A 24306-nucleotide genomic window follows, 5' to 3' on the forward strand; every position below is an offset into this window, starting at 1 on the left:
ATTTCTCAAGGGATTTTTTCCAATCGACATAAATTGACACTGTCACTATGGGGTTATGGATGTTTTTTTGACACTATCCATCTATTTGAAAATTTTTTGTTGAATTTAGAAGTTAATATCAGAAAACGACTATTCACATGCTTTTCTTATCTATAAGCGATTACCATTAGAGAAAGACACTATTACTATTTTCTACCAAATAATAACTTGCCATACATAATAAAGAGAAGCACACCTAAAATGGCTGCTTCTCTCATATTTGGTTAGTCTTCTAAAAGACTTAATTCACTTTGATCATCGGTTTCAGCTCTACCTGTATCCAATCCGTAATGATCACGGATTTTCAGCATGATTTCGCTGCGGATTTCCGGATTTTCTTTAAGGAAAATCTTCGCGTTCTCACGACCCTGACCTAAGCGCTCTTCGTTATAAGAGTACCAGGCACCGCTCTTCTGAACAATATCAAGCTCAGATCCAAGATCGACGATTTCACCTTCTTTAGAAATTCCCTCACCGTACATGATATCTACTTCCGCTACACGGAAAGGAGGCGCTACTTTATTCTTTACGACTTTAATCTTCGTTTTGTTCCCTACCATTTCATTTCCTTGCTTAAGTGTTTCAGCACGACGGACTTCCAAGCGTACAGAAGAATAGAATTTCAGTGCGCGTCCACCAGGAGTCGTCTCAGGATTTCCAAACATGACTCCAACCTTCTCACGAATCTGGTTAATGAAAATCGCGATGGTCTTCGATTTGTTGATGGCACCTGAAAGCTTACGAAGAGCCTGTGACATTAAGCGGGCTTGAAGACCTACGTGAGCATCCCCCATCTCTCCCTCTATTTCGGCTTTCGGTACAAGTGCTGCTACAGAGTCGATAACGATGGCGTCTACCGCACCACTACGGACTAACGCTTCAGCAATTTCCAGTGCCTGCTCACCTGTGTCCGGTTGAGAAAGTAATAATTCATCTATGTTTACCCCTAGCTTTTGTGCATATTCAGGATCAAGTGCGTGCTCTGCATCGATGAATGCCGCCTGACCGCCTTGAGCCTGGACTTCTGCAATGGCATGAAGTGCTACTGTTGTTTTACCGGATGATTCCGGACCATATACCTCGATGATTCTACCGCGGGGATATCCGCCAACTCCAAGAGCTGCGTCCAATGCCAGTGAACCACTTGGACATGTTACTATCTTTCTATCAGTTTGCTCCCCAAGCTTCATGATAGAGCCTTTACCGAATTGCTTTTCTATTTGTTTTAACGCCATATCTAAGGCTGCTTTACGATCGCTCACAAAATCTTCCTCCTTTGAATATAGAACTTGAAATAGACAACTTATAAGCTTGTCTCAAATCCAACCTATCTATACTATAAACGTTTTTATAATAGAAAACAAGAAAAAAATCGAACATTCATTCGGTTTTTTTCCACAGGTGATCTGGATTGAATTTGGAGCGGTTTTACAATAAAAAAACTGCCTTCCACCTTTCAGAAGACAGCTAATCCATCCTTACTTACCCAATTCTTTATTCAAATAATACCAACCGTATTTTACCGTTCTCATCCGGTTAGCGTTCCGACCGCCGCCAAGATTTAATGGAAACGTTTTAGTAGGTTGATCTTTCATGGACAGTCCAATCCAAACGGTTCCAGCAGGGTGCCCTTCGTGTGATCCGGGACCCGCCACACCTGTAAAGCTGATTCCGATATCCGATGATAAAAGTTCTCTGACATTTTCCGCAAGCTCCTGTGCGCACTTTTCGCTTACTGATGTATGTTGTATAAGTGTACTTTCTTTCACGGAGAGTACCTTCTTCTTAACCTCATCCTGGTAACAAATCACCCCGCCTTTCAGGATGGAGGATGTACCTGGTAAAGAGGCTAATTGAGCTTGAAAGAGACCACCGGTTAAACTCTCTGCACAGGATAGGGTGACACCTTTCTCTTTTAATAACTTGAATGCCACCTCGACGAGAGAATCCTGATCGTAACCGTAAAAGTAGTCTCCTGCAATATTCATAATTTCAATTTCTAACTCATCCAAAAGGGTGATGGCAGCCTCTTTCGATTCGTGTTTGGCCGTCAGCCTCAGTGTAACTTCTCCGTCACCAGCCAGTGGGGCAATGGTCGGATTGGTTTGTTGATCAATCAAATTTTCTAATTCAGTTTCCAACTGAGCTTCCCCAATGCCGAAAAAGCGCAGGACCCGTGAATGGATGATTTCATTCTTCTTTAATAGTGTAAGGACCGCCTGTTTGCCGTAAGTACTGAACATCGGTTTCATTTCGGATGGAGGCCCGGGTAAAAGCATGTATGCTATACCATCTTTTTTCAATAACATTCCGGGAGCCATCCCAAAATCATTCTTCAATACTTGTGATCCAGATAAAATGAGAGCCTGCTTCTCATTATTGGGTGTCATCACCCGATTGACTTTTGTAAAATAATTTTTTATTGATTCCAATGCATCTTCGTCCATGCTCAAAGTTGTACCTAATGACTTCGCAATGGTTTCCTTCGTCAAATCATCCTTTGTCGGTCCAAGTCCACCCGTGAAAATCAACAAGTCTGCTCTCCCTTGACCAACTGAAATCGCATGCTGCAATCGTTCAGGGTTGTCTCCAACACTAGTGTGGTAGTAGACATTCACCCCCATTTCAGCCAACTGCTCTGAAATATATTGAGCATTGGAATTGACTATTTGACCTAATAGTAGTTCTGATCCTACCGCTATGATTTCTGCATTCATCCCTATTCCCCCTGTCATTGATGTAAAGAAGGGGATGATTCCAGTAGAATCAATCCCCTTATCAGTTATTTCGAATTTACAAATGCTTTTTTGTTATGCTTGAAATAGTCCCATCCAGACCAAATAGTAAAGAACATAGCCACCCAAAGAGCAATGGTCGCAAATGGCAGATTGATCAGTTCGAAAATGGCATTATGCAGAAGCAGCGCTGAAATAGCGATAATTTGTGCCCATGTTTTAATCTTTCCAAGCTGACCCGCAGCAACCACTTCCCCTTCACCGGCTAACACAAGGCGAAGGCCTGTTACCGCAAACTCACGGCTGATGATGATGATGACAATCCAGGAAGGGGCAAGGCCAAGCTCAACCAGTACAATCAAGGCAGCGGATACAAGCAATTTGTCTGCCAATGGGTCTAAAAATTTCCCAAGGTTCGTGACGAGATCAAGCTTTCTTGCATAATAACCGTCTATCCAATCGGTTGTTGCCGCAATGATGAATATCAAAGCCCCTACAAAGTGCTTGACCGGCATTTCTGCCCCAAGAAACATCATGTCACCCCAATTTAACGGTGCAAGCATAATGATTAAAAATAATGGAATTAAAAATATCCTTGAAACTGTAATCTTATTAGGTAAGTTCACCTTTCTACCTCCAATACTAAAAAACACGTCTAACTATAGTATGTAAGAAAAAGGAGTTATTAAAACTCCTTTCATCTCAATTATTGTGTCGCTTTAGGTTTATAGTTAATGATGATATCCTGTCTTACAACATCTGAAGAAGATACCTTGTACTCAAGCTGATTGCCGTTTACTGAAATATTCGTATTTGAAGCGTTACCTATTACAAGATATGCAAGCTTTTCGGAGGAAAAGTCAAAATCCTTTTTGTTTCCCTCTTTTAATAGCCCTTCAAACAACAACTCATCCTTCGTGTTATATACACCGACCCAGGTATCCCCCTTAGCAGATAATTCCAGCTTGAATTCATCTGCATTTTTAAGCTCATAGGTTGTTTTATATCCTGAAGTATTAACAGCTTCTAATGATTGTACAGGTTTTTGTTCTTTTTCTTCCTCAGCATTTTCATCTGCAGAAGATTTACTTTTTCCTGTTTCTTCTTTATCTTTGGTTTCATCTTCAGGCTTTTCACTTTCAGCCGTTTGGTTTTCATCTACAGCGACTTGTTCCTGATTTTCTGAGGGTTGTGTCTCCGGGGCTTTATCCCCTACTTTCCCCTGCCAAAATACCCACACAGCAATCAATGCACCTATTACAAACAAGGCTATGAGAAGTTTGGGCACGAAGTCAAATACCTTGGTAGAGCTTTCTGATACGGACTTTCTTGACTGGACCCTGGAAAGGGAGACAGGTATCTCATCCTCATAGGTTGTCGGAATTTCATCCTTATGTTCCTCAAAAATCACTTCAGGTGGAAGGCCGACCGCTTCACAATACTGTTTAATAAATGCACGCACATAGAACTTCCCCGGCATCGCGTCATACGAACCTTCTTCTATCCCAATCAAATAGCGTTTTTGAATCTTTGTTATCCTTTGTAAATCATCGAGGCTAAAACCTTTAGCTTCACGGGCTTCCTTTAAACGATTTCCTAATTCCGTCACCACTTAACACCTTCCAATATTAAAAATCAAAACCTCCAAAATCGGAATTTTGAAATAGATTATTTTGTTCTACTAACTCATATGTAATTTCTTCATCAGGATCGTTTCTAAGTTCAATGATATAATCAAAATCTTCAAGTGAATATTCAGAGTTTTGAACAAATACATCTGGATGTTCGATTACTTTCACAGCAGGCAATCTCATAATTTCCCTTACTAGTTGCCAATGTTTTTCACTTGCACGGCGAGTTGAAACGATACCGTCAATAATAAATAGGTTTTCAGATGAGTATTCGTCTTCAATCAGCTTGCTTCTTATTGTCTGCTTTAATAAGGTAGAAGAGACAAAGAGCCATTTCTTATTTGCACATACACTTGATGCCACGATGGATTCAGTCTTCCCTACCCGGGGCATCCCTCTGATCCCAACAAGCTTATGTCCCTCTTGTTTAAATAGCTCAGCCATAAAATCCACTAATAACCCCAGCTCATCACGAACAAACCGAAACGTTTTCTTGTCATCGGCATCACGCTGAATATAACGGCCGTGACGAACGGCAAGGCGATCCCGTAATTTCGGCTCTCGGAGCTTTGTAACATTAATCGTATCCATCGTTTGTAAGATGGACTCGAGCCTTGTTATCTGTTCATCATTGTTAGCAAGAAGAAGCATTCCCCTCCTGCCTTCATCTACTCCATTTATCGTCACTATATTTATAGAAAGCATTCCTAATAACGAGGAAATATCACCTAAGAGGCCTGGACGATTTTTTTGAATTTCATATTCTAAATACCATTCTTTGCGTTCCATTGGTTCCCTCCTGAAAAAACTGTGACATTCCAATTCGATAAGAATCGACATAATTCGGAAAAGTTATTTAAACATCTAGGTATTATAATAAATGATTTTCCGGTAATAGAAAAGCAAAACCTACATAAATATGTACAATTTCTCATTTTATACCTCATAAGCTGTTTATAGTAATGAAGCATAGACTTAACCCGAAGAGAATGACTTCTGTCTCTAGTAATTCTCATAAAGCGTATATATAAAAAAAGGAGAGGAAAAATCCCTCTCCTTATCGAGTACCATTGTTATTAACAAGTTTAACCATCATGTTCGCAATGGCATGTTGTTCTTCAGGAGAAGCGACAGACCATAAATCCGCTAACACTTTCTCCTGATCGTTCTTAGCTTCGACTTGATTCGCTAGGTAGTCACCAATTTGGTAAGCTAAGTCAGAAACCGTTTCATTTTCCATTCCTCCGTGTTGAGCCTGGTGAAGACGGTCACCTAAGAAGTTTTTCCAATCAGACCAGTTATCTAATACAGACATTTGTCATGACCTCCTTTATTGAAATACAACCTTAGTTTGTATCCAGGAGGAAAAATTATTCGCCTTAATCATTTGACTAAAAAACTTTTTTACGTATGCCAACCACCATTGATGGAGATGGTTTGACCAGTTATATATGAGGATTTGGCAGAAGTGAGAAATTGAATGGAATCGGCAATTTCATCCGCCTGAGCGAGACGCCCCATTGGAATCTCCTCTTGAAGAGCTTCTAGTTCCCCTTCAGAAAATGAACTCATCATCGATGTAGCAACTGCTCCTGGAGCGATTGCATTGATCCTTACCCCGCTTAGAGCAAGCTCCTTACTCAATGATTTCACAAATGCCAATTGCGCCCCCTTAACGGTTGAATAAACGACCTCACACGCTCCGCCTATTTGCCCCCAAATGGAGCTTACCATAACGATACTCCCCTTACGTTCTATCAGCTTAGGCAATAACTTTTGAATGAGAAGGATAGGACTTTTCACATGAACATTAATCAAATCGTCCACCTCTTCTTCAGTCTGATCTTGAAACATTCCCCAGCTTGTATTCCCACTACTATATATAATGGCATCAAGTTGGAAGATACTGTCCACGAGACTCACGACTTCTCTCGGTTGGGCAAGATTTGCCTGAATGGGGATCGCCTTCACCCCAAACTTTTCAATCTTATGTAGAAGCTCTGTTATAGCCTTTTCATTCGTATGGTAATGTAAATATAAATTCCACCCCTCTTCTGCCAAGCACAAAGCCGTACTGCTTCCAATTCCCCCTGATGCCCCTGTTATTAAAGCATATTTCACTATATCCACCTCAATGTCCACATAAAGAGAGGAACTGCCTAGAGCAGCTCCCTCCAATTTTATGATTTTGGTACTACCTGACACACCGTAAAGCGCTCTTCACTGATAATGGTACTCGCAACGGTTTGTATATCATCATACTTCAATGATTCAAGTGTGGGTACAACCTCGAAAAGATCCATTTCGTTAAAAGCATAGCGTGTAAATTGATTTGCAATGAACTCCGGAGAGTTAATGGCACGTAAAAACGCACCAATCTTCTTTTTCTTCGTTCTTTCTAATCCCTCTTCTGTAAATAGAGATTCTTGTTTGGCTTTAAGTAACAAAGATTGTACCTTCTCTGCCAGCACATCCGGTTTTTCCGTATCCCCTCCGACGGTCAGGAACCCAAAGCCATTTTCTTGTGTATAGTCATAGTGGAATGTTTCATCAATCAATCCATCATTGTATAGTTCAGAATAATATGTTGAGCTTTTACCGAACAACATATCCAGGAAAACGTTCATTGAAAGCTCTTGTCTAAGCATTTCCTTGCCTTGCTGCTGCGGTTCAGGCGCTTTAAGACCTACAAGGCACTTAGGGCTTTGCACATTCATCTTAAGTACCTGTTTTTTCTCAGCAACCGTTTCTGGTTCATCATCAAATTTCCGCTTGATCTCAGGCATTTTTTCATAATCCTTCTTTTCCTGATTCGAACGGATTTGATTCATGATTTGATCCGGGTCTACAGCTCCCACAACAAAGAGAAGCATATTACTTGGGTGGTAGAATGTGTTATAGCACTGATACAACATATCTTTTGTGATTGGTGTGATGGACTCTATCGTTCCTGCTATATCAATCTTCACTGGGTGATTTTTGTACATATTCTGAATCACACCAAAGTATAATCGCCAGTCAGGGTTATCATCATACATGGTGATTTCCTGTCCGATGATGCCTTTTTCTTTTTCGACAGTCTTTTCTGTAAAGTACGGGTCTTGAACAAAGTCGATGAGCGTTTCTAAATTTCGCTCTACATTAGTAGTACTTGAAAATAGATAAGCAGTTCGCGTAAAGGAAGTGAATGCATTAGCCGACGCTCCCTGGCGGCTGAATTGCTGGAATACATCCCCATCTTCTTTTTCAAACAATTTATGCTCTAAGAAGTGGGCGATCCCGTCTGGAACCTTAACGAATTCTTCTTCGTTCAGAGGGACAAAATGATTGTCGATGCTTCCATACTTCGTCGTAAACGTAGCATATGTCTTATTGAATCCTTTTTTCGGGAGAATATAGACATCCAGCCCGTTAGACATTTTTTCATAATATAAGTTTTCTTGTAGTTGATCGAAGGAAATTTTCTTCATCTTTATCCCTCCATTCCTGTTAAAAAGTAGATGGTATCGAGCTCAACTTTATTTGCTGCTTTCACGATGTCTTCTTTCGTCGTTTTCTCTATTTCTTCAAGCCAGTGTTTTAAATCAATTTCTTCATGGGCTACAGCATTATGATATAGGACCTCTACCAACCCACGGGACGTATCTATGGTTTCAAGCAGTTGATTGCGGATGACCGCTTTCGTTTGTTCGATCTCACCATCTGTAAAGTCTCCATCCTTCATGGCTTTCAGCTGATCATTGATGATTCCGACTGCTTGATCATACTTCTCAAATTCTATTCCGGACATTACCATCAATAATCCTTTATGACTTTCCAGTCTACTCGCTGCATAGTAGGCTAAGCTCGCTTTTTCTCTCACATTTATGAACAATTTAGAATGAGAAAAGCCACCAAATATGCCATTGAACACTTGCAGGGCAAAGTAATCATCATCGCCATATTGGGTATGTGTCCGATATCCCATATTAAGCTTTCCTTGCTTCACATCCTGTTTTTCTTTCACGACGTTTTCCCTTTCTTTTTGCTTCACTTCCGATGAATCGACTTCGAGAGGGGTACGTTCGTTTAAGTGGAGGAGTTGATCACACAGTTTTTCAACTTCCGCAACATCTACATCGCCGATGACATAAAGATCAAATTGATCTTCATTCATGACTTTTTGATAATATTCATACAAACTCTTGGCCGTTATGGACTCTACTTCCTCACTGATGCCATTAACATGAAGGGCAAAACGCTCCCCCTTACACATTTCTTCTACAAGCCGGGAATTAGCGTAGCGCATTTTATCGTCATATACTGCCTGTATTCTTACCTTCTGGTTTCGTTTTTCTTTCTCGACCGTTTTCTTATCGAATTCGTTATTTTCAATATGAGGATTTTGCAGGACATCTGCTAAAAATTCTATTCCTTTTTGAAGTAAAGGCTCTGAGTCCTTTAAAAACTTTTCGTTGGCGATTTCCACGGACATGCTAACCACGTGGTACTCACCTTTTTTACCTAAATCCGTAAAAAAGTTCGCACCATATAATTCATCCAGGTAGGATCTTAATTCCGTTGTACTGGGATAGGTCTTTGTACTGCTTTGCATCACATGAGGGAGTAATCCGCGTAAGGTCACTGTTTCTTGATCTAAAGGAGCTTTCATTTTCAAAATTAGACTGTTGGTTTTATACTTATCTGTTTGAACGATATGTAGCGTGTACCCCTGTTTCTTTTTTACTACTTCATTTACGGCTGTCATCGTACCGTCCTCCTTAGTTCCACACTTCCGTCATTTTTGAAATCAAAAAAGTAATAAACACCCTTATTGTGCGGTATTTATGTATAACTATACATGTAGTGATATGTTGATTTCAAGCATCTTCCTCTATTGGAAAAATACCCATAGAGTAAACTAGTATATGTATAGAAAATATTAAATATGTTTCATTTTTTCGTTTGCACAAAAAAGGTATCTCGAAAGTCGAGATACCTTATATTGATCGTTGCTTCGGTTATGATTAACGATTTCCTTTAATATACGGTGTACCAAGTGCTTTAGGTGCATCTGCACGGCCGATGAATCCGGTAAGTGCAAGGATGGTCAATACATAAGGTGCGATTAGCAGATATACGCTTGGAATATTCTCAAATAATGGGATACTTGATCCGATGATACTTAAGCTTTGTGCGAACCCAAAGAATAATGCTGCACCCATTGCGCCAAGCGGATGCCATTTACCGAAGATCAAAGCAGCTAAGGCCATGAATCCCTGCCCGCTTATCGTTGCATGACTAAAGTCTGATGAAATGGACTGGGCATATACTCCTCCACCCACTCCTGCAAAAGCCCCAGAAATGATTACGCCGATATAGCGCATTTTCGTTACGTTGATACCCATTGTGTCTGCAGCCATTGGATGCTCACCTACTGAGCGCAATCTGAGACCGAATGGAGTCTTAAACATAATGAACCAAACGATGACGGACACAAGAATGGCTACAAATGGTGGCCAATAAGTGTTGGAGAAGAAAATATCACCGATTAACGGAATCTTGTTAAGTAATGGTACATCCACTTTTCCAAAGCCTTCAGAAATGATGTCTGTTTGACCTTTTCCGTAAATACGTTTGACTAAGAAAAGCGTTAAACCGATGGCAAGCAGATTGATTGCCACACCGGACACTACCTGATCGGCCCGGAATGTAATAGACGCAATCGCATGGAGTACAGCAAGTAACGCCCCCATGACCATTGCTATAAGCAGGGCGACCCACGGTGTTGCCGCACCAAATGTGTCTGCAAACGCCAAGTTGAAAACGATACTTGAGAAAGCTCCAATGACCATTAATCCTTCAAGCCCGATGTTAACGACACCAGAACGTTCTGAGAACGCTCCGCCTAACGCAGTGAAAATAAGTGGTGATGCCCACAATAATGTTGATGGAATAAGGATTGTTAAGATATCGATAAAGCCCACTTATTTCACCCCCTTCTTACTGAATCGTTGAATCAGATATCGAATCATATAACCAGATGCTACAAAGAAAATAATAAGGGCGATGATTATGTCTACCAGTTCATTTGGAATACCAGCTTCAAGTGGCATATTTAACGCCCCTACTTTAAGTCCTCCAAATAATAATGCTGCGAACACAACACCAATGGCCACATTTCCTCCTAATAGTGCTACAGCGATCCCATCAAATCCGACCCCTGTAAATCCTCCTTTAATCGAGGCGTATCCAAATGTCCCTAAGCCTTCCATGGCACCTGCGAGTCCGGCGAATGCTCCGGAGATGACCATAGAAAGAATAATGTTCCCATTTACGTTCATTCCTGCGTATTGAGAAGCATGCTGGTTAAAGCCTACGGAACGCAGTTCATATCCACGAGTCGTTTTTTCTAAAAGGAACCACATGATAAATACGCAGGCGAGGGCAATGAAGATCCCCCAGTGCAGTCTTGAGTAATCAGTTAAGGCCTCAAAGAATGGAGACTTTAATGAGGCAGTCTCTGCGATATAGTCCGTACGATCTTTACGCTCCGTCAATACATCCCGTATAATCGCATTTGTTACGTGAAGTGCAATATAGTTCATCATGATCGTAACAATTACTTCGTGTACACGATATCTTGCTTTCAGTAATCCCGGGATAAAGCCCCAGAATGCACCAGCTAATGCCGCTGCGATTACAGCAAGTGGTAAGTGGATGATCTTAGGTAACTCATCGAAAGCAACTCCAACCCATACTGCAGCAAGCCACCCTACAATCAGTTGTCCTTCGACCCCGATATTGAATAATCCGGTTCTGAATGCAAAGGCAACAGCCAATCCTGCCAGAATGTATGGAGTCACTTGTCGAACCGTTTCCCCAACGTAGTAGATCTCTCCGAAAATACCTTGCCATAGTGCAGAATATCCTGCCATTGGATCATATCCACTCACAAGCATAATAATGGTTCCGACAATAATTCCTAAAAGGACCGAAATAACCGGGATTAATATATTTGTTAATCGATTAGACATGTTCGTTCTCCCCCGCTTCCTTCCTCTTCGAACCAGCCATCAGTAGTCCAAGTTCTTGTTCAGTTGTTTCTTTTGGATTCACAATTGCTACAATCTGTCCTTCATAAATGACGGCGATACGGTCACTTACATTCATGATTTCATCTAATTCAAATGAAAGTAATAGTACTGCTTTACCGTTATCCCGCTGCTCGATCAGGCGCTTGTGAATGAACTCGATCGCTCCTACATCGAGGCCACGGGTTGGCTGGGCAGCAATTAATAAATCGGGATCTCGATCAACTTCCCTGCCGATGATCGCCTTTTGCTGATTACCACCCGATAGTGCTCTGGCAAGGGTATATTCAGAAGGTGTTCTTACATCAAACTCTGAAATTAGCTTTCTAGCTTGATTGTAAATATTCTTATAGCTTAATACCCCCTTATTTGAATAAGGCTTTTGGTAATAGGTTTGTAGAACCATATTTTCACCGATTGGGAAATCCAGAACTAAACCATGTTTGTGACGATCCTGAGGAATATGACCTACACCCGTTTCATAAATCTTTCGCGGTTTCATATTGACTATTTCTTTTCCATTCAGCTTAATCGAGCCACTATTAACTTTGTATAACCCTGTAATCGCTTCAATAAGTTCACTTTGACCGTTCCCATCAACACCTGCAATACCAAGGATTTCCCCGGCTTTTACTTCCAGGTTCAACCCCTTTACAACGGAAACATTGCGATGGTCTTTTACGTTCAAATCCCGAATTTCAAGCACATTGTCAGTAGGAGCGGCTTCCTTCTTCTCAGTCTTAAAGGTTACTTCGCGTCCTACCATCAGGCTGGCAAGGTGATTCGGATCGGTTTCTGATACCTGCACTGTCCCGATCCCTTTTCCTTTTCTGATAACGGTTACATTATCACACACTTCCATAATCTCTTTTAGCTTATGAGTGATAAGAATGATAGACTTCCCTTCTTGAATAAGAGTTTTCATGATTTGAATAAGCTCTTTGATTTCTTGCGGGGTCAGTACCGCTGTAGGCTCATCGAAGATCAGTATCTCTGCACCACGGTAAAGTGTTTTCAAAATCTCAACACGCTGCTGCATTCCTACTGAAATTTCAGAAATTTTAGCGGAAGGATCCACTTTTAAACCGTATCTTTCTGAGATTTCCAGAATATCCTTCTCTGCCTTTTTAATATCCACTGTTGCACCGGACTTCGGCTCTCTTCCGAGAATAATATTCTCTGTTACTGTAAAGGTATCAACGAGCATAAAGTGCTGATGAACCATTCCGATCCCTAAGTCATTGGCAATATTGGGATTGGTGATGTTTACTTTTTGCCCCTTAACACGAATTTCTCCTTGTTCAGGCTGATAAAGTCCAAATAAAACATTCATCAGTGTAGACTTACCTGCTCCATTTTCACCAAGAAGCGCATGAATTTCACCTTTTTTGAGCTGGAGGGTAATATTATCGTTTGCTACGATGCCAGGAAATTCTTTGCGAATATTCAGCATCTCAATTACATAATCCATTGCTAATCACTCCTTGCATAGGCTAGGGATATTTATCTAGTAGTTAGAGGTCAGACCTTAAGACTCTAGAAAAAAAAGGGTTTCCCCGATTAAAACTCTAAATGAAAGATAGAAAGAAGTTTCTATACTTCAATTAAATTTTTAATTATTATGAATATTCCTTTTAGAAAAGGGATAAGCGGCCGGCTATCCTTGGCCCCCTTATCCCTGTTCAATTAGTTAGCTGAGAATGAATTTGCTGCATCCAGAGATTCAGGAACAGTAATTTCCCCACTCTTGATCTTTTCTTTCCATTCATCAACTTTAGTCATAACCTCGTCTTTGTTAGAAAGCTCTTCGTTAAGTTCAGCTAATCCAACACCCTCTTCGTTAAGACCGTAAGAGATAACTTCTCCACCTGGGAAGTTTCCTTCTTTTGCTTTATTAGCAAGATCCAGTACTGCATTATCTACACGTTTTAAAGAAGAAGTTAAGATGATATTATGATCTCCAACTTTACCTTCTGCTGATTGGTCGGAGTCAACTCCGATTGCCCATAGCTCACGGGAAGGATCTTTTTCTTTTAAGTCACGTGCTTCTTTGAACAATCCATTACCCGTACCACCAGCTGCATGGAAGATAACGTCTACATCTTGTGAGTACATCTTAGACGCAATTGTTTGACCAAGTTCTGCTTTGTCGAATGCCCCTGCATAATCTGCAACGATTTCCGCATCTGGATTGACTGATTTAACACCAGCAATGAAGCCGGAGTGGAAACGCTCGATTACTGGAATTTCCATTCCACCAAGGAAACCGATTTTGTTAGTTTTTGTTGCCAGTCCAGCAGTAACTCCTGCAAGGAATGAACCTTCTTGCTCTTTGAACGTGATACTTGCAACGTTTGGTTGGTCTACAACTGCATCAACGATTGCAAAGTGAGAATCTTTTTGTTGTTGTGCAATATCATTGATCGCACCTTCCATAAGGAAGCCGATACCATATACTAAGTCAAAGTCTTGACGAGCTAATGTGTTTAAGTTAGTAGCATAGTCAGCATCAGATTGTGATTGTAAGTAGTCAAAACCTTCCTTACCCTTTTCTAAGTCGTGCTCTTCACCGAAAGCTTTTAAACCTTCCCAAGCAGATTGGTTGAAAGATTTGTCATCTACTCCACCAACATCCGTAACCATCGCTACTGTAAATTGATCTTCTTTCTTGTTACCTTCACCACTAGATGCACCTTCTTTGTCCTCGCTTGTTCCACAAGCACCTAATAATGTACCTGCAGCTAGAACAAATGACAACGCTAAACCAATTTTACGTTTTTTCACCTAGAGTACCCCCTAATATTGTAATAAATTAGTAGAAAGATGGATTTTTGTTATACACGCTTTCTTAATACGTGGAAGCTAAATTTGTCTGACCGAAAATAGTTTACTGAGTACAGAATCGGCTCATCGTTTTCATCAAAATGCATTTGCTTTAAAACGAGTAGCGCCGTTTCTGGTTCACAATTTAGAATAGGGGAGATTTTATCGTGATAGCCCATTGGTTCTATTTGTGCAACAGCATGAGTGATTCTCTTATTCTCCCGTTTTTCCAATACGGTGAAAATCGAATTATCTTCATGGGTGAAATTCCTCGGCATAACCTTTTCAGGAATTTTGTCTACACAATACACAACCGGTTCCCCGTTTGCAGTACGAACCCGTTCAATCAGGATCACGTCGTCCTCTTCATTGCAAGTAAACCTCTTCACATCATCCTCAGTAGCTTCTTGAGTTGTTGAGCTTAAGAAAATGGTCCCTGGCTCCATACCAGCCTGCTTGATCATGTTCGTAACACTGTTCAGCTGCTCAATACCAGAAGTAAAGAGCGGTTTAGCGTTTACAAATGTTCCTACCCCATGACGTCGTACGATGACACTTTCTTCCTCAAGAATTCTGAGAGCTTCACGGAGAGTAGCCCTACTCACACCGAGTTGTTTGGAGAGATCAAATTCAGACGGGAGTTTTTCTTTTTCTTTGTATACTCCCGCTTCGATATCTTTCTTCAAACGGTCTATCACTTGTAAGTATAAATGTCGATTGTCTGTTTTTATTGTCACTGGAACCACCACCAAATTTTCTCAAGACATCAGACCTCTGATGTATATCTTTCCTACTAATCGAAAATACTATAACACTTTTCTTTTCATAAATAAATAGCATTGTGTGATTTTGTCGAAAAAAATGACTAGAATGACAATTTAAAATCCTTATTTGTAAATAATTAGTAAATATTTAAGGATGAATAGGGTTTCATGGAGTTATTTTACATAAAATTTACATTAAGGTTGTTGTAGATTATCAATCTTTACAAAGTTAAAACAACGCCATTACAATTGTAAACGCTTTTAATAGTATAACACATTGGTGGATAAACTAGAATAACATCATTTGAAACGGATACATTTTCAGATTTTCCTCTTGATCCTTACATAAAAAAGGTGTGTTACCCCATTCATTTTGAATAGGGTAACACACCTTTTGTTAAGAGCTTTGCTCTTCTGAAGGTTTACCGATCAAGACGGTTCGCGGCTTACTTCCTTCATAAGGTCCAACGACTCCTCTTACTTCCATCTCATCAATCAATCGTGCTGCTCTTGTATAACCAACTCTAAATCTTCTTTGAAGCATGGAGACAGAAGCAGTTTGCATTTCAGCGATCAACTGAACTGCATCATTATAGAGTTCGTCTTCAGCTTCGCCCGTTTTCTCATCTTCCTGTATCTCATCTGGAATCATTTCTTCCTGATACTGTGCCTTTTGTTGAGAAATGACAAAATCAACGATTTCTTCAACTTCTTCATCTGATAAAAATGCTCCTTGTACCCTTGTAGGCTTTGAAGCCCCTACAGGCATGAAGAGCATGTCTCCTCTACCCAATAGTTTTTCTGCGCCACCGGAATCCAGGATGGTTCTGGAATCGATTTGGGAAGATACGGCAAACGCAATCCTGGATGGTATATTCGCTTTGATGACCCCTGTAATAACATCAACAGATGGACGCTGCGTAGCAATGATTAAATGGATCCCTGCGGCACGTGCCATCTGTGCGAGTCTTGTGATGGCGTCTTCTACATCGTTTGAAGCAACCATCATTAAATCAGCCAGCTCATCCACTATTACCACAATGTATGGAAGCAGAGGCTGCTTTTCTTCGTTCTCGAGATTCTGTCTCTTTACGTAGTCGTTGTACCCTTCAATATTCCTTGTTCCTGTGTGAGAGAACAACTCATATCTCCGCTCCATTTCACTTACAACCTTTTTTAATGCCTGTGAAGCTTTCTTTGCATCAGTTACAACGGGAGCCAATAGGTGGGGTACCCCATTATATACATTCAATTCAACCATTTTTGGATCAATCATCATGAGCTTGACTTCATGGGGTTTAGCTCTCATTAGAATACTCGTAATGATTCCGTTAATACAAACACTCTTTCCGCTTCCAGTGGCCCCGGCTACAAGTAAGTGAGGCATTTTATTCAATTCTGCAAGTACGGCTTCTCCCGTTATATCCCGCCCTAACCCAATTTGTAGCTTGGCATCCGGTTTATTATGTTCCTTGGCTTCAAGCACCTCTCTTAATGACACCATGGCAACCTCCGAGTTAGGAACTTCAATACCGATAGCCGATTTCCCTGGAATAGGAGCTTCGATTCGGATATCTTTAGCCGCAAGAGCCAAGGCTAAATCATCACTAAGGTTCACGATGCGGCTTACTTTCACACCTACATCCGGGTGAACTTCATACTTGGTGACGGCTGGACCTAAGTGAACTTGTGTAACTTTCGCTTTTACCCCGAAGCTTTGGAAGGTTCTTTCAAGTTTGGCTGCGTTTGCATGAATCAGTTGATATTCATTACTCTGATCTGTTTTTCTAGGAGTCTTTAATAACGAAATAGAAGGTAGTTTATAATCCTTATTTTCTACTTCAGTAAACGTAATCGGTGGTGCAGAATCCGCTTCTCCTTCTGAATCGGGCTTATCTTTAGCGGCCGCACCATCTTTTTCACCATTCATTTCCGCTCCTGAAGTGGATGGTTCATCTTTAGTCGGATTCCCTCCGTATGCACGTTCCGCGAAGTTTGAGATGATTGGTTCTCTCGTTTCCTCTTCCTGAGGCAGCTGTGTTTCAACCGCTTTCTCCTGCCTCACAGGAACTTCTTTCTTTTTCTTTTCTTTCACTTCTTTTTTCTTTGACTGATCTTCTCTCCAATCACTCATATCTTGCTTGAACGCCGACCATTGTCCGCTTAAGAATGCACCAAAGCGCTTTCCTGCTCTTCCCAGCACATCCCCGATGGATTTACCTGTCACTAGTATGATTCCGATCAATATGAATGTTGCACTAACAATCCTTGCTCCTTGCGAGTCAAATAGAAAATAAGAAACGGCAAATAAAATGCTCCCTATCATTCCACCACCAAGGTCCGATGTACTCGTTTCCCCGCCTGCATCCATCCAGAACAAATCCCATGTATTCATGATGACACTTGGATTATCGAAAGAACCATCATTGGAGAGCAAATCAAATAATTTCACATGACTCAATAGCAAGAAGCTCGCAATGATGATGTAAATCCCAATAAGCCTGCGACTAAATAACATAGGAATCTCCCGTTTAACCATGAGGTATCCAGCCACATACAGCATCCACAGAAGGGCAACCATATACCACTCACCCAGAAAGAATCGATAGAAATATACCATTGCTTTCCCTACAGCTCCAAGCTCTATGATTGAAATCAAACTGAGTGCAGCAAGGATCATTCCTGTAATTTCATATTTAATGGTTTGTTTTAAGGTTGAACTCGTTGCAGATCGTTTTTTTCTTCTTTTTCGTTTAGCCAATCCAATTCACCTAAATTCTATTGAAGTCTTTCTTCTTATGTACATAAAGATGAAGAAAGGGCTGATCCTTTGGGGCAATCCATGTGCCTAAGGTGTCAGACCCTTCCCGTTAACTTAAAGTATCATTATGATTATCTCTTCCAGTAATATTATAGCATAACCACTATTTCGGGAAAATCCTCTTTCTCGCTTAATTATTGATAAATTCACCTGGGCAAATCTGATTATCTAGATAATGTGCAGGATCACTACTCATGACCCTCACAATTCGATACCGGTTATCCTCCTGCTGAACAAGGATAGGAACACCCTGATATTCCATCATCATTTGACCACTGAATTCACTTGCATCTGTTGGGAATACAAGATCATTGGGAACGACTGTATAAAGGATCATTGCACTAGCCCCTCTTGTTGATCCGATTGCTTTTTCATCTCAATTAACTCGTTAATCTTTTTAATGGCTGTCCCAATGCCCCCGATCCCATCTATCAGGCCGTATTCGACGGCATCGTCACCGACCACATTCGTACCGATATCCCGTGTAAGGTTACCTTTTGCAAACATCAGGTCTTTAAAATCTTCTTCGGATATATTACTGTGCTTCGTTACGAAACTAACTACCCGATCCTGCATTTTATCCAAATACTCGAAGGTCTGTGGTACGCCGATCACCAACCCCGTCAACCGAACCGGGTGGATTGTCATTGTAGCAGTGCTCGCAATGTACGAAAAATCGCATGATACGGCAATCGGTACACCAATACTATGCCCTCCCCCCAACACAACAGATACTGTAGGTTTAGAAAGGGAAGCGATCATTTCAGAAATGGCGAGTCCAGCTTCCACGTCTCCACCTACCGTATTTAATATTACCACCAATCCCTCTATTTTAGGGTTTTGCTCAATGGCTACCAGCTGAGGAATAACATGTTCATACTTCGTTGTTTTATTCTGTGGCGGAAGCTGCATATGTCCCTCTATCTGTCCTACAATGGTCAAACAATGGATATTGGAATCCTGAGAGAGTTGCGGGACATTGGTTTGCCCTAATTGCTGTATCTTTTCCATTAATCCTGATGGTTTATCTTTATTATCCTCGCCTTTATTTGGCTGATCCTGCATTCGTTCATGATTTTCTTCCATGAAAACATCTCCTTTTCATTTCCATTCTCTTGTTATTATTTTAATAAGGGAGTGTTTTCATACTTTATACTTTGGGATCAAATAAAAAAACGGAGGCTATCTGTTAGAAACAAATAGCCTCACGCATTAAACTTCCATGATGATCGGTAATATCATTGGTCTTCTTCTTGTTTTATTGAATAAATAGTAATTGAGCTGATCTCTGATATCTTGTTTAATGGTTGTCCATTCAAAAGAGCCCTTTTGTAAATAGGAATGTACTACGTCCGTTACGATGCCTCCAGCTCCTTCAATCAATTCTTCTGACTCCCTCACATAAACGAAGCCGCGAGATATAATTTCAGGACCTGACACAATCGATTTGGATCTGCGGTTGATCGTTACTACGACCGTAAACACACCATCTTCTGATAATAGTTTACGGTCGCGAAGGACGATATTCCCTACGTCCCCTACACCAATTCCATCAATCAACACATTCCCAGCCTGCACCCGGCCGCTCATTCTCATCTTACCGTCCTTGTATTGAAGCACATCTCCTTTATCCAAAATGAAGATTTGCTTATACGGGAGACCGATGTCGTGAGCGATCTGTGTATGAGCCACCAGCATTTTATACTCACCTTGTATAGGAATGAAATACTTCGGCTTCATGATATTTAACATAAACTTTAGATCTTCCTGACTACCATGCCCTGAAACATGAACCTTCTTATTGGCGGTCAATACGTTTGCTCCTGCTCTATAAAGCATGTCAATTGTCTTTCCTGCAATGACTTCCATGCCAGGTGAAGGTGAAGCCGTAATTAGGACTGTATCCCCTTCTTCGATATTCACAAGACGATGGGAACGTTTTGACATCCGCTGCAAGGCCTCAAACGGTTCTCCTTGTGTTCCGGTGGCAACGATGACGACTTCATCTTTAGGATAATCACCAATCTCATCCATTCCTATGATCATCTCATCCCGGACGTGAAGATAGCCTAATTTCAAAGCTACATCATATACTCTCTTCAAACTCTTACCCACTACGATCACTTTACGGTTATTTTGATCTGCAGCGTCAAAAACTTGCTGTAGTCGAATTAAATTAGAGGCAAAGCAAGCTACAATAACTCTACCGGATGCCATTCGTAAAGCGTCTGTTATATGTTGTTCTATGACGGCTTCGGATGTTGTATAGCCGGGTCTCTCCGCTTCTTTGCTGTCGGACAATAAACATAGCACTCCTTTTTCACCGATTTGAGCCATTTTGCCTAAATCCGGTCGATAAAGGTGTTTAGCAGATTGATCAAATTTGAATTCCCCGGTATGTACGATGACTCCTTCAGATGTATGTATGCATACACCAACTGAATCCGGAATGCTATGTGTGGTTTTAAAGAACGTTACATTCACTCCATCGAAAGTGAGATGGCTATCTGAGTGAATCGTATAGAATTTCACATCTTCCCTGATGTTTTCATCCTTCAATCGAGCCTTTACAAGAGCATTTGTTAAACGGGTCCCGTAAACAGGAGCTTTAATTTTATTGAGAACGTATGAAATCGCTCCAATACTATCCTCATGCCCATGAGTCAAAAAGATTCCTTTCACACGTTCTTTATTTTCAATCAAGTATTGAATGTCTGGTATGACGATATCAATCCCGAGCATTTCATTTTCAGGGAACATCAGCCCTGCGTCAACCACGAAAATTTCATGATCCACTTCGATCACGTACATGTTCTTACCAATTTCCCCGACTCCTCCGAGCGGTATGATCTTTATACTTTCATTTTTTGTTTTACTCACATTATGTCCTCCTATGCTGTGCCTTTCCCGATCTTCAATCAGTTACGTTTATTATACTTGATAATATTTTGGGAGTACAACCAATTTTATCCTTCCTATAATAAGATTAGGAAAAGGACTGCATTCATTTTTACTACATTACTATTTCGATACTACGTGACTAAATCCTTCTTCTTTAAAATAAATTAATCTATTACTGATTTAGGGTCTTTTCCTGTCTATAATAAAAGACTGTGAAGGAATGTCCTTCACAGTCTTTTTCTTAAGATAATACCTGTAATAATTGAGACAGCTTTGCTCTTTCCACTTCTGTCAATGGAATTAATGGTAAGCGGACAGATCCAACGTCGAGACCCTTCATTTGAAGGGCTGTTTTAACCGGTGTCGGGTTCGGGCTGGTAAATAATCCTTTCATGACTGGAAGAAGTTTTTGATGCAGACCGGCTGCCATTGAATGGTTTCCACTTGTAAATGCAGCAACCATCTCTTGCATTTCGTTTCCGATGATATGGGAGGCAACAGACACGATTCCAGTTCCGCCTATCGACAATACAGGAAGAGTTAGTCCGTCATCACCACTGTATAGCATAAAGTCGTCTGATGTATGTGAAATGATTTCAGTCATGCTATCCAAGTCACCGCTTGCTTCTTTAACAGCTACAATGTTTTCAATCTCTGATAATCGAATGATAGTTTCCGGAGAAACATTGACGCTTGATCGTCCAGGAATATTATATAGCATGACAGGTAAGGCTGTTGATTCAGCAATCGCCTTGAAATGCTGGAACAACCCTTCCTGACTCGGTTTATTATAGTATGGAGCCACCAGCATGATGGCATCTACGCCTGCCTCCACTGCTTTTTTGGTAAGTTCGATTGACGCGTGGGTGTTATTGCTTCCCGTCCCGGCAATAACAGGTACTCTTCCGTTTACTACTTTTACTACATGTCGAAATAAAGCCATCTTTTCTTCTTTTGTTAAAGTCGGAGACTCTCCAGTGGTCCCGGCTACTACTAAAGAATCTGATCCATTATCAATCAGATACTGAATTAATTGCGTCGTCTTGGTGAAATCGATATTTCCTTTACGGTCAAATGGGGTAACCATCGCCGTAGAAACGCGGCCAAAATTCAATCTAGTCACTCTCCTCTTAAGTTTATCCTACCCTGAATGTAGCGGTTCTCTCTTGTAGTTGAAACGTATCATGAAGTGCATTAATCGCATTAATCAGGTCCATCTCTTTCACCAGAACCCAAATAGTCGTATGACTATCTGCTGACTGGAGGATTCGAATTCCTTCGTTGGACAGAGAAGATACGATGGCTGAAGTTACACCAGGAACACCCGTCATCCCGGCTCCCACTATTGAAATCTTAGCACACTCTGACTCTACAGTAGGTTTATGACCTATTTTATTAAGAACCGAAATCGCTCCTTCTGCCAGGGATGATGCAACAGTATAAACAACTCCCCGTGGCGAGATGTTAATGAAGTCAACACTTATTCCTTCTATAGCCATCGCTTTAAAGACTTCAGCTTGAAGATTGTATTGGTCTTCTTTAGCGAAAACTTTTATTTGCGTAAGGTTGGGTACATGAGCGATTCCAGTTACGGGATGACTCCTGAATTCTTTATGTGCTTTCGTATTTTCAAGTGTTGTCACAAGAGTCCCTTCACCATTTGAATAAGTAGAACGAATCCGGATTGGAACATTTGAATTCATCGCAATTTCAACAGCTCTTGGATGAATCACCTTTGCCCCCTGATATGCCATATTACATACTTCGTTATAAGAAACAACCGTAATAGGTCTCGCTTTGGATGAAATGCGGGGATCGGCAGTCATGACCCCTTCAACATCGGTGAAAATATCGATGAATTCAGCTTTTAATGCCACTCCTAAAGCAGAAGCTGAAGTATCACTTCCCCCTCTGCCGATCGTTGTGACATCACCATCTTTCGTTGCACCTTGAAAGCCCGCCACCACCACTGCATCGTGATTTTCAAGCTCTTTTACCAAACGGCTGCATCTCATTTCCAGAATCTTAGCATTGTTAAAATCACTATTAGTCCGGAATCCGGCTTGAGCACCAGTTAAAGCGGTTGACCGGATTCCATGTTCAAGAAGCATGTTGGAGAAGACCAGACTGGAAATGATTTCTCCACACGATAATAATAAGTCTTGCTCTCTCTTACTTATTGAAGTATTCCTGCCACCGATAAGGGATAATAGGGAGTCAGTAGCGTAAGGTTCACCTTTTCTTCCCATAGCTGAAACGACTACCACCACTTTATATCCCTTATCTATCGCTTGCTTTGTGTGGGCTAATGCCTTTAAGCGACTTGCCTCATCACGTACAGACGTTCCACCAAATTTTTGAACGATCACTTTCATGACTACACCTCATTGTCATATGTTCAAGAGGTATGTGAGAACGACTAGTGGAAATAAATAGAACTATAGCTGAAATGGTCCCTCTTCGTTACTTAATTATACCAAGTTTCATCAGACTTTCTGCGATTTGAACTGAGTTCCAAGCCGCTCCCTTAAGTAAGTTGTCAGACACAACCCACATATGGAAGCCTTTGTCTTCATCAAGATCTTTACGCACCCTGCCAACAAATACATCCGGTTTCCCTACTGCATGTGCAGGCATCGGATAAATCTGTTCTTCCGGGACATCTTCTAAAGTTACTCCAGGAGCATCTTTTAACAGTGAGTGGATTTCATTCACTGTTACAGATCCCTTCTCAATTTCAATATATACACTTTCTGAGTGACCTGTTACAACTGGTAATCTTACGCATGTTGCAGATACCTTCAATGAAGGCATATGCATAATTTTTTTTGTTTCATTGATCATTTTCATTTCTTCGAATGTAAAGCCGTTCTCCTGGAATTTATCAATTTGAGGAATGGCGTTATAAGCTATCTGATAATGCTTTTTATCCCCTTTTACAGGTAGCACACTCGGTTCAAATGATTCACCGGATAATATGGCCTGTGATTGCGCGTGGAGCTCATCGATGGCCACTGCACCTGCCCCTGAAACGGCTTGATAGGTTGACACGATTACTTTAGATAAACCATATTGTTTACGGATCGGTTCAAGTGCTGCCACCATCTGGATCGTAGAACAGTTAGGATTAGCAATAATGCCTTTATGAAGTTTGATATCATCTTCATTCACCTCTGGAACAACAAGAGGGACATCTGGGTCCATTCTGTATGCACTTGTATTGTCAACGACGATTGCTCCACGTTTAACGGCTTCAGGAGCAAGAAGTTTGGATACACTACCCCCTGCACTAAATAAAGCAATGTCTACCCCTTCAAAACTCTCGGGCGTAGCTTCTTCAACCGTCCATTCTTTCCCTTTAAAGGTAACGGTGGATCCGGCTGAGCGGGCTGAAGACAATAATGTCAATTGTTTTATTGGAAAGTCCCTTTTTTCTAATGTTTGTAGCATTTGTTGTCCAACAGCACCTGTGGCACCGACAACAGCTACATGTAATCCCATTGTATTCAAAATCTTCTC

21 protein-coding genes are annotated in these 24306 nt (G+C 41.0%); all 21 read right to left on the minus strand.

Annotated elements, in window-relative coordinates; all coding sequences use genetic code 11:
* Positions 1-263: 263 nt before the first annotated feature.
* Positions 264-1301 (minus strand): recombinase RecA, encoded by a 1038-nt coding sequence (gene recA / locus ACQKFO_RS06305; RefSeq protein ID WP_148969298.1) that lies wholly within the window; start codon positions 1299-1301, stop codon positions 264-266.
* A gap of 216 nt (positions 1302-1517) precedes the next feature.
* Positions 1518-2756 carry a competence/damage-inducible protein A gene (locus tag ACQKFO_RS06310; RefSeq protein ID WP_427597483.1) on the minus strand — a complete coding sequence of 413 codons (1239 nt, stop codon included), beginning with the start codon at positions 2754-2756 and terminating at the stop codon, positions 1518-1520.
* Positions 2757-2821: 65 nt separating this feature from the next.
* Entirely contained in the window at positions 2822-3400 is a 579-nt protein-coding gene (gene pgsA, locus ACQKFO_RS06315) for a CDP-diacylglycerol--glycerol-3-phosphate 3-phosphatidyltransferase (protein WP_149155565.1), read from the minus strand.
* Positions 3401-3480: 80 nt separating this feature from the next.
* Positions 3481-4383, minus strand: a complete 903-nt coding sequence (locus ACQKFO_RS06320; protein ID WP_427597485.1) for a helix-turn-helix domain-containing protein — start codon at positions 4381-4383, stop codon at positions 3481-3483.
* Positions 4384-4402: 19 nt separating this feature from the next.
* Entirely contained in the window at positions 4403-5194 is a 792-nt protein-coding gene (locus tag ACQKFO_RS06325; protein ID WP_113968160.1) for a DUF3388 domain-containing protein, read from the minus strand.
* A gap of 268 nt (positions 5195-5462) precedes the next feature.
* Positions 5463-5720 carry a DUF3243 domain-containing protein gene (locus ACQKFO_RS06330; RefSeq protein WP_044337337.1) on the minus strand — a complete coding sequence of 86 codons (258 nt, stop codon included), beginning with the start codon at positions 5718-5720 and terminating at the stop codon, positions 5463-5465.
* Positions 5721-5809: 89 nt separating this feature from the next.
* A complete protein-coding gene (gene ymfI, locus ACQKFO_RS06335) occupies positions 5810-6529 on the minus strand; it encodes an elongation factor P 5-aminopentanone reductase (protein WP_427597803.1) in 720 nt (239 codons plus the stop codon).
* A gap of 56 nt (positions 6530-6585) precedes the next feature.
* Positions 6586-7875 (minus strand): EF-P 5-aminopentanol modification-associated protein YfmH, encoded by a 1290-nt coding sequence (yfmH, locus tag ACQKFO_RS06340; RefSeq protein WP_427597487.1) that lies wholly within the window; start codon positions 7873-7875, stop codon positions 6586-6588.
* A 2-nt stretch (positions 7876-7877) separates the two neighbouring features.
* The gene (yfmF, locus tag ACQKFO_RS06345; RefSeq protein ID WP_427597488.1) at positions 7878-9152 is read right to left on the minus strand and encodes an EF-P 5-aminopentanol modification-associated protein YfmF; all 1275 of its coding nucleotides are present in this window, start codon (positions 9150-9152) and stop codon (positions 7878-7880) included.
* A gap of 259 nt (positions 9153-9411) precedes the next feature.
* Positions 9412-10371 (minus strand): ABC transporter permease, encoded by a 960-nt coding sequence (locus tag ACQKFO_RS06350; RefSeq protein WP_427597489.1) that lies wholly within the window; start codon positions 10369-10371, stop codon positions 9412-9414.
* On the minus strand, positions 10372-11421 hold the full coding sequence (locus ACQKFO_RS06355) for an ABC transporter permease (protein ID WP_427597490.1): 1050 nt from the start codon (positions 11419-11421) through the stop codon (positions 10372-10374).
* Complete coding sequence (locus tag ACQKFO_RS06360) at positions 11414-12949, minus strand: ABC transporter ATP-binding protein (protein WP_427597492.1); 1536 nt, start codon at positions 12947-12949, stop codon at positions 11414-11416. The genes ACQKFO_RS06355 and ACQKFO_RS06360 overlap by 8 nt, the downstream gene beginning before the upstream one ends.
* A gap of 215 nt (positions 12950-13164) precedes the next feature.
* Complete coding sequence (locus ACQKFO_RS06365; RefSeq protein WP_427597494.1) at positions 13165-14262, minus strand: BMP family lipoprotein; 1098 nt, start codon at positions 14260-14262, stop codon at positions 13165-13167.
* 50 nt (positions 14263-14312) lie between these two features.
* Positions 14313-15038: a GntR family transcriptional regulator gene (locus tag ACQKFO_RS06370; RefSeq protein ID WP_299740966.1), complete on the minus strand. Its 726-nt coding sequence runs from the start codon at positions 15036-15038 to the stop codon at positions 14313-14315.
* A 424-nt stretch (positions 15039-15462) separates the two neighbouring features.
* Positions 15463-17826, minus strand: a complete 2364-nt coding sequence (locus ACQKFO_RS06375) for a DNA translocase FtsK (RefSeq protein ID WP_427597495.1) — start codon at positions 17824-17826, stop codon at positions 15463-15465.
* Positions 17827-18016: 190 nt separating this feature from the next.
* On the minus strand, positions 18017-18223 hold the full coding sequence (locus ACQKFO_RS06380; RefSeq protein WP_427597496.1) for a YlzJ-like family protein: 207 nt from the start codon (positions 18221-18223) through the stop codon (positions 18017-18019).
* Positions 18220-18972, minus strand: a complete 753-nt coding sequence (locus ACQKFO_RS06385; RefSeq protein WP_148968781.1) for a ClpP family protease — start codon at positions 18970-18972, stop codon at positions 18220-18222. Before ACQKFO_RS06385 ends, ACQKFO_RS06380 begins: the two co-directional genes overlap by 4 nt.
* 126 nt (positions 18973-19098) lie before the next feature.
* The gene (locus ACQKFO_RS06390; RefSeq protein WP_427597497.1) at positions 19099-20766 is read right to left on the minus strand and encodes a ribonuclease J; all 1668 of its coding nucleotides are present in this window, start codon (positions 20764-20766) and stop codon (positions 19099-19101) included.
* Positions 20767-21028: 262 nt separating this feature from the next.
* Positions 21029-21901, minus strand: coding sequence for a 4-hydroxy-tetrahydrodipicolinate synthase (gene dapA / locus ACQKFO_RS06395; protein WP_427597498.1), 873 nt, complete (start codon positions 21899-21901; stop codon positions 21029-21031).
* Between the two features lie 22 nt (positions 21902-21923).
* A complete protein-coding gene (dapG, locus tag ACQKFO_RS06400) occupies positions 21924-23162 on the minus strand; it encodes an aspartate kinase (protein ID WP_427597499.1) in 1239 nt (412 codons plus the stop codon).
* Positions 23163-23250: 88 nt separating this feature from the next.
* Complete coding sequence (gene asd, locus ACQKFO_RS06405) at positions 23251-24288, minus strand: aspartate-semialdehyde dehydrogenase (protein ID WP_427597805.1); 1038 nt, start codon at positions 24286-24288, stop codon at positions 23251-23253.
* Positions 24289-24306: the final 18 nt, after the last annotated feature.

It is taken from the genome of Rossellomorea sp. NPDC071047, assembly GCF_050270195.1.
Classification (GTDB): Bacteria; Bacillota; Bacilli; order Bacillales; family Bacillaceae_B; genus Rossellomorea.

Coding starts and splice junctions, on each gene's coding strand:
- ACQKFO_RS06310 (WP_427597483.1), bottom strand. CDS start 2,756: ATGAATGCAGAAATCATAGCGGTAGGATCAGAACTACTATTAGGTCAA.
- ACQKFO_RS06325 (WP_113968160.1), bottom strand. CDS start 5,194: ATGGAACGCAAAGAATGGTATTTAGAATATGAAATTCAAAAAAATCGT.
- ACQKFO_RS06330 (WP_044337337.1), bottom strand. CDS start 5,720: ATGTCTGTATTAGATAACTGGTCTGATTGGAAAAACTTCTTAGGTGAC.
- yfmH (WP_427597487.1), bottom strand. CDS start 7,875: ATGAAGAAAATTTCCTTCGATCAACTACAAGAAAACTTATATTATGAA.
- yfmF (WP_427597488.1), bottom strand. CDS start 9,152: ATGACAGCCGTAAATGAAGTAGTAAAAAAGAAACAGGGGTACACGCTA.
- ACQKFO_RS06355 (WP_427597490.1), bottom strand. CDS start 11,421: ATGTCTAATCGATTAACAAATATATTAATCCCGGTTATTTCGGTCCTT.
- ACQKFO_RS06360 (WP_427597492.1), bottom strand. CDS start 12,949: ATGGATTATGTAATTGAGATGCTGAATATTCGCAAAGAATTTCCTGGC.
- ACQKFO_RS06380 (WP_427597496.1), bottom strand. CDS start 18,223: ATGATCCTTTATACAGTCGTTCCCAATGATCTTGTATTCCCAACAGAT.
- ACQKFO_RS06385 (WP_148968781.1), bottom strand. CDS start 18,972: ATGGAAGAAAATCATGAACGAATGCAGGATCAGCCAAATAAAGGCGAG.
- dapG (WP_427597499.1), bottom strand. CDS start 23,162: ATGAAAGTGATCGTTCAAAAATTTGGTGGAACGTCTGTACGTGATGAG.
- asd (WP_427597805.1), bottom strand. CDS start 24,288: ATGGGATTACATGTAGCTGTTGTCGGTGCCACAGGTGCTGTTGGACAA.